The 242-nt window shown below is 68.2% G+C and carries 1 protein-coding gene; it reads right to left on the reverse strand.

Features of this window, described 5'->3' with window-relative positions; genetic code table 11:
- A partial coding sequence (locus NKJ21_RS27425; RefSeq protein ID WP_254733444.1) for a glycosyltransferase occupies nt 1-242 on the reverse strand: 242 nt, incomplete at both ends.

Genomic DNA, 242 nt, shown 5'->3' on the forward strand with positions numbered 1-242 from the left:
CTTGGCCACGGCCAGGCCGCGGGTCACGGCCCGCGCCTTGCCGCCGTTCTCGAACGACAGCAGCGTCACGCGCGGATCGTTGGCGAAGTGGGCGCGCACCTCGTCGGCCGTGCGGTCCTTGGAGCCGTCGTCCAGAACCAGCACCTCGAGGTTCTTCCACTTCGACTCCAGGATCCGCGCCACCGAGGCGGCGATCACCTTCTCCTCGTTGAAGCAGGGGATCAGCACGCTGACCAACGGAC

The sequence above is a fragment of the Klebsiella sp. SWET4 genome (assembly GCF_024296565.1).
In the GTDB taxonomy this organism is placed as follows: domain Bacteria; phylum Pseudomonadota; class Gammaproteobacteria; order Enterobacterales; family Enterobacteriaceae; genus Klebsiella; species Klebsiella variicola.